At 69.3% G+C, this 8,240-nt stretch carries 4 protein-coding genes; 1 reads left to right on the top strand and 3 read right to left on the bottom strand.

The genetic code is table 11. The features are described from left to right. Positions 1 to 93: 93 nt before the first annotated feature. A complete protein-coding gene (locus tag E1193_RS12065; RefSeq protein ID WP_132183200.1) occupies positions 94 to 1,755 on the bottom strand; it encodes an OmpA family protein in 1,662 nt (553 codons plus the stop codon). A gap of 421 nt (positions 1,756 to 2,176) precedes the next feature. On the opposite strand from E1193_RS12065, the gene E1193_RS31845 reads away from it, so the two are divergent. Continuing rightward, positions 2,177 to 2,335 (top strand): hypothetical protein, encoded by a 159-nt coding sequence (locus E1193_RS31845; RefSeq protein WP_165945717.1) that lies wholly within the window; start codon positions 2,177 to 2,179, stop codon positions 2,333 to 2,335. A gap of 174 nt (positions 2,336 to 2,509) precedes the next feature. On the opposite strand, the gene ahcY is transcribed toward E1193_RS31845, so the two are convergent. Both ahcY and E1193_RS12055 read right to left on the bottom strand, forming a co-directional pair. Continuing rightward, positions 2,510 to 3,997, bottom strand: a complete 1,488-nt coding sequence (gene ahcY, locus E1193_RS12060) for an adenosylhomocysteinase (RefSeq protein WP_132183198.1) — start codon at positions 3,995 to 3,997, stop codon at positions 2,510 to 2,512. A 371-nt stretch (positions 3,998 to 4,368) separates the two neighbouring features. Next, on the bottom strand, positions 4,369 to 8,025 hold the full coding sequence (locus tag E1193_RS12055; protein ID WP_132183196.1) for a LamG-like jellyroll fold domain-containing protein: 3,657 nt from the start codon (positions 8,023 to 8,025) through the stop codon (positions 4,369 to 4,371). Between the last annotated feature and the right edge of the window lie 215 nt (positions 8,026 to 8,240).

Here is an 8,240-nt window from a genome sequence, read left to right as displayed (position 1 = left end):
CTCCGCGCCCGCACCCCAGCCCTGACCCCGCCGGCCAGTCCAAACCGGCTCTCCGGCAGGCCGGTCGGCAGCCAGGGCCACTGGCCGGGCTCTTCAGTTGACCGGCACGTTCTTGATCTTGCCGAACGGTCCGGCGTCGAAGGTGACCGACGTGACGCCCGCCGGGGGTGCCGGTACGTACATGTAGGCCCGCTGCGGCTGCGCGGTCTGCCACCCGTGCAACTGTCCGTCGAGGTAGCTGTTCACGTTGTCGGCAATCGCCACGTACGCGGTGCGGTACGCGGCGCCGGTCGCCGGGTCGATCACGCCGAACGACGCGTACGCCGGTCCGGGGTAGGCGGCCGACCGGAAGTAGTTCAAGCCGGGATCGAGCTTCGTCCCGGAGACGTTCGCCAGGTCGAAGACCGCGACGAGATAGCCGCCGTCGCGGTAGAACGGGTAAACCCGGAGGTGGAACTTCACCGGGCCGACGGAGTCCGTCTGGCTGTCGGACGTACCGTCGCGCTCCGCCACCACCGTGCCGTTGTCGGCGCGGAACGCGGCGGGCCGACCCCCGCCACCGGTGGCCTGCGTGGCTGCGGCGCCGCCGGCGTTCGCGGCGCCGGTGGCCGACTTCCGTGGGTACGTGAACTCGACCCGGCGGTTGCGGGCCCGCCCCTGCGGGTCGTCGGAGCCGTCCGGTTTCCTCTCCTCGGCCAACGGCTCGGACTCCCCCTTGCCGGAGACCGTGAACTGCCAACCGCCACCGAGCGCAGCCCGAAGCTGCGCCTCGACGGCCTGGGCGCGCTGCTCCGAGAGCTTCTGGTTGTCCGAAGGGGAGCCCTTCCCGTCGGTGTGTCCGACCACGCTGATCGGCCGGCTCGGGTCGGCGCCGTCCGTGATCTCCTTCGCCGCCTCGGCGACCAGCGTATGCGCCTTCGCCGTCAGGGTGGCCTTGCCGAAGTCGAACAGGATGTCCGAGCGCAGCGCCACCGACGTCTGCGCCGAGGAGGAGAGGGTTTCCCGGTCCGGACCGACGACCAGCCCGGACACGTCTGCGGCCAGGCTGAACGCGCCGGCGGGGGGCTCGACCGCGGGCAGCTCGACGGTCGTCCCCGGCGGGTGCGGCGAGTTGATGGCCAGGATCTGCCGAACTCGGGCGCGCGCGTCCTCGGCTGCGGGTGTGGCGGTGTAGCTGCCCGCGGTGACCGGCACTCCGGTGAACTCACCCGTCGTGCCCGGCGACAGCACGGTCACCGCCGTGACGCTCTGCGGCAACGGTGGAAAGTAGACGACCGCCGAGTAGTGCACCCCGGGCTGTAGCTTGATCTCGTTGAGGCGGCTGCCGAAGCCCAGGCCGTACGGGTTGTCCAGCCGGTACGCGTGGTAGAGCTTGCCGCCGACCGGGTCCAGCAGCTTGAACCCGACGAACGAATAGTCCGAGCTGGAGTCGCCGAACCGGTCGATGCCCAACTGCTCGGTGGCTTCCAGGTTGGTCACGGTGACCCGCAGCACCGTCCGCTTCGGGCCGCTCAACACACCGTCGATCTGGACCCGGAACTTCGCCTCGTTGGTTCGGCTCACGTCGAAGATCCCGTCGCGGGCGATGTTCGACGCCCGCCCGAGCGCGACTGTCCCACCGCTGCTCGCGGGGGCATCGGCTGGCGCGTCCCCCATCCCCGTCCTGCCGGTGCACGCGGTCACCGCGGCGAGTAGACCGACGGTGAGCACCACACGCTTTCCAGCGATCACCATGTTGTTGCTCAGTTTCGACACGGGACGAAGTATCCAATCGGGTGGGAGAACCGATGCCACCGGCGGTTGAGCTGGGTCACGAGTTCGCGGGGTGGCGCCGCGGGCGGCCTCGGTCGCGACGGCACACCGCCAGCTGGCGTTCCAGAAGCCGTTCCCACCGATCGAGTCGGGTGGTGGTCATGCTGCTACTCCCACCGGAAGAACCTGCCGCCGCGACGCCACCACTCAGCCGGGCGCGACACACCCGCAGCAGCCGTGACACCATCGGCACCCCACCGACGAACAGGACGAACCCCGTGATCACCTCCACCCTCGCCCTCGCAGGACCGTCCTCACCAGGCACCTCCGGCCCCACCTCGGCGACCCGGCTCCGACCGGGCTGGCGTGCGCCCACAGCGGGCGACCGGAGGGCCGGCGCGGCACCGGCACCCCGGGAGCGGGCATGAGAGGGTTCGGCCCCTGGCTGGCGGTGCTGGCGGTGGTCGTCGCCCTCAGCGCGCTGCGCCTGCGTGCCCTCGCGGCCGCGGTCTCGCTCGCCTGGTTGGCCTGGTGCGTCTGGACCTGGATCCGCCCCGACCGGCAGCGCCCCGGCCCGCGCTGAGACGAGGCAGCCCGACCATGATCGCCAGGGCCAGGGCGACGAAGGCGTGCGCTGCCTGAGCGGGTTTGCCGGGCGCCGGGAGCCGGCGCGCAGCGCCGGGGGACACGGACGCGGCGTACCCGAAAGCAGACCGGGCCGGCCGCACGGCGGCCGACCCGGTGCGAGTGGAACAACTCAGTAACGGTAGTGCTCCGGCTTGAACGGGCCCTCCACGGGAACCCCGAGGTACGCCGCCTGCTCCTTGGTGAGCTGGCTGAGCTTCGCGCCGAGCGCGCCCAGGTGCAGCCGGGCGACCTTCTCGTCGAGGTGCTTCGGCAGCACGTAGACGCCGACCGGGTACTCGTCGGTCTTCGTGTACAGCTCGATCTGGGCGATCGTCTGGTTGGCGAACGAGTTCGACATCACGAAGCTGGGGTGCCCCGTGGCGTTGCCCAGGTTGAGCAGGCGACCCTCGGACAGCACGATGATGGCGTGGCCGTCGTCGAAGCGCCACACGTCGACCTGCGGCTTGATGTTCTCCCGGGTGACGTCGGAGCGCTTCGCCAGGCCGGCCATGTCGATCTCGTTGTCGAAGTGGCCGATGTTGCCGACGATGGCCTGGTGCTTCATCCGGGCCATGTGCTCGTTGGTGATGACGTCGAAGCAGCCGGTCGCGGTGATGAAGATGTCGGCCTGCTCGACCACGTCGTCCAGCGTGGCGACCTGGTAGCCGTCCATCGCCGCCTGGAGGGCGCAGATCGGGTCGACCTCGGTCACCACGACCCGGGCGCCCTGGCCGCGCAGCGACTCGGCGCAACCCTTGCCCACGTCGCCGTAGCCGAGCACGACGGCCATCTTGCCGCCGATCAGCACGTCGGTGGCCCGGTTGATGCCGTCGATCAGCGAGTGGCGGCAGCCGTACTTGTTGTCGAACTTGCTCTTGGTCACCGAGTCGTTGACGTTGATGGCCGGGAAGAGCAGGGTGCCGGCGCGGTGCATCTCGTAGAGGCGGTGCACGCCGGTGGTGGTCTCCTCGGTGACTCCCTTGATGGTGGAGGCGACCCGGGTCCACCGCTGGCTGTCCTCGGCCAGCGAGCGGTGCAGCAGGCCGAGGATGACCGCGTACTCCTCGGAGTCGGCGGACTCGACCGGGGGCACCACGCCGGCCTTCTCGAACTCGACGCCCTTGTGGACGAGCAGGGTGGCGTCACCGCCGTCGTCGAGGATCATGTTGGGGCCCTGACCGTCGGGCCAGTTGAGCACCTGCTCGGTGCACCACCAGTACTCCTCCAGCGACTCGCCCTTCCAGGCGTACACCGGCACGCCTGCCGGGGCGTCCGGGGTGCCCTCGGGGCCGACCACGATCGCGGCGGCGGCGTGGTCCTGGGTGGAGAAGATGTTGCAGGACGCCCAACGGACCTGCGCGCCGAGCGCGACCAGGGTCTCGATCAGGACGGCGGTCTGGATAGTCATGTGCAGCGAGCCGGTGATACGGGCACCGGCCAGGGGCTGGGCGTCGGCGAACTCGCGACGGATCGCCATCAGGCCGGGCATCTCGTGCTCGGCGAGCCGGATCTCCTTGCGCCCGAACTCGGCGAGCGACAGATCCGCCACCTTGTAGTCGCCCTCGGCGAGGGTGCTCGACCGCGGGCCGCTGGTGGACGCCGGGAGGGTGCTGGTCATGGAAGCTCCTGTCGAACGATGTGCACGACCTTCCACCTTACGCGCGTGCCCCGTGGCGGTGGGGGGCACCGCCGCCGACGGCACTACGCCCTGCCGGCACGCCGCCGGCCCCGAACGGGGGCATCGATCCCGGCGCGGGTTGCGGCGGCGGACAGCGCACGGGGCGGTCGGTGTGGACAGGTATCCCGTCCACCGCCGGCCGCCCCGTGCATCCCCCCGGTTTGGTTCCCCCGCGCGCTCCCGGACTGTCGTCGCGACAACGCTGCGTACCCATAGAGTCACAGACAGACACGACCGCGTCAAGTTATTTCGGAAAAGTCGGACTCGTGTCGGTCAGCTTGAGGCCGCCCGGCAGGAAACGGCCCCGCCGGTCAGCCCACCAGCGGACCCAGGGTGTCGGCGAACGGCGTCACCCCGATCCGGTCCACGACGGGCGCCTGCTTCGACCGCAGCAGTACCCCGGGGAAGGTGTCCGAGGCGTACGTCGTGCCGTCGAAGTTCGGCAGCTCCGCGGCGGAGAACCTGATGCTGTTCTGCCCCTGGACGAGCTGGACCGGGATGGTCAGCTCCCAGAAGTTGTTGGCATGGAACGAGTGCGGGAACATGACCCGCCGTACCTGGCCGTTGATCGAGATGTCCGCGTGGCGGGCCAGCGGGTCCGGGTTGTAGTGCGTGGCCGGCGCCTGTTCCGGGTTGGAGAAGCGCACGGTAAGCGCGTACACGCCGGCCTTGGTGACGGTGGCGTCGAAGGTCAGCGTGTTGCCGTTGCCCGGAGCGCCGCCGACTCCGGTCACCGCCCTGCCGCCGCTGGCCAGCGAGTAGTTGGCGATCGCCGCCGTACCGGCCCGCTGGGCGTTTTCCGCCTCGTACCAGGTGGGCACCAGGGTGCCCTGGGTGCGCTGCACCCGCAGCCGGTCCACCCGGGTGTCGGTGGTGCTCTTGCCGGTCAGCGTGATCTTGTTGATGCCGCCGGACAGGAACACCCTGACGCGCTTGGCGGCGGTGATGTCGCCGACGTTCTGACCGTTGACCGAGAGCCCGGCATCGGCGCTGCCCACCACGTCCACGTCGATCGCGGACTCACCATCCCCCGGCGAGTAGACCCAGAAGTTGACCGACTGCCCCTGGCGGATCGCGGCCACGCCGGCACCGGACACGCCGGTCTGGTTGTAGAGGGTCCGGGCGCCGCCGGCGAGGGTGGCGTGCTCGGCCTCGTAGATCGCCTGCGCGGCGGCCGGGTTGGGCAGCGACAGGTCGATCTTGTCAATGATCACGTCGCCCTTGGTGGTGCGTGTCCCGCTGAGGTTGCGCGCCGCCAGGGTGATCGTGTGGCTGCCCGCGGTCAGGTTGACCTTGGTGTCGGCATGGTCCCAGACCACCCACTTGTAGCCCAGCGGCATGTGGAGCTCCTGCTCGGCGCCGCCGTCGACGCGCAGGAAGATGTTGGTCGGGCCCTGCTCGGCGATCAGGTTGTAGGTGTTGAGCGAGTTGGCGAAGACGCTCAGGTCGTACGTGCCGTTCTGCGGCACGGAGACCGTGAAGTTGAGCGCCACGTCCGAGCCGGTGCGCAGCCCGCCGACGTTGTACGTGCCGGAGGTGTAGAACTTCGACACGTCGGACGGGGTGCCCTCCGGCCCGTTGCGCGACCAGCCGGTGCCGGTGTGCGCGGCGTTCTCCGCCTCGTACGTGGCCTGCCACAGCTTCGGCTTGACCGCGTTCGAGGTCGCCGAGCTTCCCGGGGTCAGGATGACCTGGTACGCCGAGGACTCCTTCAGCGCCGGCAGCGTGTTGCCGAAGTCGAACGCCACTGCGCCGTTGACCACGGTCGCGTCGAGTTCGGCGACCACCTCGGGCTGGGCCGAGTCACCGATCTGACCGGTCCACGGGATCTCCTGGACCAGCGCGTGCACCTTCTGGCCGAACACGGCGCTGTCGATGCCGCGGAACTGGACGTACGCGTTGCCCGACGAGCCGCCGAAGATGGCTCTGGCCTGCGACTTCGCAGTGTCCAGCGTGGCCACGCCCTGCAGCGTGTAGCTGACGTTCGGCCGCGGCGGAGTCACCTGCACCGTCCGGCCGCTCATCTGCCCGTACGCGTTGAGCAGCCACCACTGCCCGTTCGCGCGGTTGGCCTGCACCGCCGAGTCGGACAGGTTCCCGTCGATGTTCCAGTACGCGATGTCCGCGTCGATCTTCGACTCCTCGATCGCCGAGATCCACTGGATCATCTGCCCCGGCACCGAGGTGTGGTAGTTGAACGCGTACTCGTTGACGTTGATCGGCAGCTGCCGGCCCTGGTACACGGTGCCCTGGAAGATCGACCTCTCCCAGCCGCGGTACTTCGCGACACTGGTGCGCACCTGCGCCGGGTTGCTCAGCTCGTGCCAGGTCATCACCTCCGGCACCGTGCCCTTCGACACCGTGTGCCGCAGGAAACCCTGCACCTGGTTGTACAGCACGCTGGTGTTCGGACCGGCGATGCGGGCGGTGGGCATCTTACGCTTGATCAGCGCGTACACCTCGTCCCAGGCGCTGAGGAAGTACTGCGGGTCGTTGAGCCAGCTGATCTTGTTGTAGCTCCACGTCCCGGTGCCGAACATGTTGCCCTCGGGCTCGTTGAACGGCACGAACACGATGTTGTCCTGGTACTGCGCCGGGAGTTGGAGCACCTGGTCGACCTGCTTGGCGATCTTCTGCTTGTAGTCGTTCAGCCGCTCCTGCGGCGTGTTGCCCGGCCACTGGTACGGGAAGCCCCGGTAGATGTCGGTCATGTAGATGTAGACGTCGCCGTCGGTCGCGTCGGCGAGCGGCTTGACCACCTCCAGCGCGTCGGCGCCCGGGTGCTGCGGCCCGTCCTGCGCCTTCGTGGAGACGGTACGCAGGTTGATGCCCTCGATCAGGTTCCGCGTCGGCAGCCCCTCGCCGTACAGGCCGTAGAGCGTTCCGGAGGCGCCGCCGTGGTAAGCACCGGTATCGACACCGAGGTTGACGGTGAGGTCACCGGCGGCGACCACCGTGACGACGGCTTGGACCTGGGTGCCGATGCCGTCGACCGTGCCGGTGACCGTGAACTGGTTCCGGGTGGCGTACTTCGCCGGGTCGACCGCCGGCCAGGTGATCGCGTACCGGCGGGCGATGCCGTCGGTGTACCGACCGTCGAAGGTGGTGGGCAGGCTGGGCGCCGTGCCGACCGGGACGGTGATGGGGTACGACGTCTGTGCCGGGTCGATCAACGTGGCGAGCCGGTCGCCCGCGAGGCCGGCCACCTCGCTCGCGGTGAGCGCGGCGTCGTACACCCGGAAGTCGTCCAGCGCACCGGCCAGGAACGGGTGTCCACTCCAGAATGCCCTGCCCAGGAAGCCCGAGGTGGTGTTCGAGTCGGAGTGCATCACCGCGGCCAGGTTGATGCTGGCGGTACGGCTGCCGACCTTCACGCCGTTGAGGTAGTACGTGATCGTCTGGCCGTCGATCGCGGTCACCAGGTTGACCCACTGGCCCACGGGCAGCTTCTGCGCCGCCGGTACGCCGACCTCGGCGCTGCCGTTGACCGGCTTGATCGACGACCGGGTCGTCGCGTCCCCCTGGAAGGACGGGGTCACGAACGTGGCGGTGTGGAGATCCTTGCCGAGGTTGTAGACCCACTGGAAGTCCGGCCCGCCCGACCACTTCAACCACGCGGAGATGGTCACCGCTGAGCGGTTCTTGAACAGGCCGTTCGGGATCCGGACGTGTGGCGCCGTCGTCGAGGTGCTCGCGCCGCCGGGCAGGACCAGCGCCTGCGAGCCGTTCGGGCCCGCGGCGGTGCTCGCCGAACCCGGGTTGATCAACGTCCCGTTGAGCCGCGACGGTGAGCGGTCGGTGACCACCCCGGTGGACAGGTTGCCTTCGAAGTCGTAGTGCAGGACGAGGTTGGCTGCCGGTTCGGCCGACAGCGCGGGCGGGGCCGGCACAGCCAGCGCCACAGCCAGCCCCAGGAGGGTGGCGTGCGTTGTCAGCCGGCGCGTACGCCGGCTTCGGTGAGCGAGCATCGAGTTCTCCCGTCCCAGTGGAGCGGATTTACGAATCGATTCGAGTTTTGCGCTGCTCTGCTGCACGGCCAGCAGCAAGTTCGCAGGAGAAGCGAGGAAGCGGATCGAGGTTGGCCAGTCGAACCGATTCGCCTTGTCCGGGAGATTAAGTTCCGGCTACGGGCATGTCAATAGAGTCCGCGCCCGCGGTCCCGCTCCAGCGGGCAGCGAGGCGA

The organism is Micromonospora sp. KC606 (genome assembly GCF_004348675.1).
In the GTDB taxonomy this organism is placed as follows: domain Bacteria; phylum Actinomycetota; class Actinomycetes; order Mycobacteriales; family Micromonosporaceae; genus Micromonospora.
The sequence above is the reverse complement of the archived record's forward strand: the minus strand, read 5'-3'. Positions and strand labels throughout refer to the sequence as shown.